The organism is Pseudomonas tremae (genome assembly GCF_001401155.1).
Lineage (GTDB): Bacteria > Pseudomonadota > Gammaproteobacteria > Pseudomonadales > Pseudomonadaceae > Aquipseudomonas > Aquipseudomonas tremae.
Genome location: NZ_LJRO01000014.1, coordinates 1 through 266 on the forward strand (window position 1 = coordinate 1; position 266 = coordinate 266).

The window sequence follows — 266 nt, forward strand, 5'->3', positions numbered from 1 at the left end:
GCCGAAGCCAGCAAAAGCCTCGACCTGATGGAATGGTTTGAGGTGACCGAAACCCGCGGCCATATCGAAAACGGCAAAGTCGCGCATTTCCAGGTCACCTTGAAAGTCGGCTTCCGCATTACCAATAGCTGATGTCCTTCTGAACCTTTCGGCTGGCCGATTGCCATAACCTGCGCTACACACTCAGATATGGCCACACGGTTGATGTGTGGGCGTGGGGGTTTTCAATGGGCGCCTGTTCCGATGGCGTCTTCATTTGGCCGGAC

General features: G+C 55.3%; 1 protein-coding gene. It reads left to right on the forward strand.

Going from position 1 to position 266, the window contains the following annotated elements; all coding sequences use genetic code 11:
- A partial coding sequence (locus ALO43_RS00275) for a dodecin family protein (RefSeq protein WP_162235559.1) occupies positions 1 to 132 on the forward strand: 132 nt, incomplete at its 5' end.
- Positions 133 to 266 lie beyond the last annotated feature (134 nt).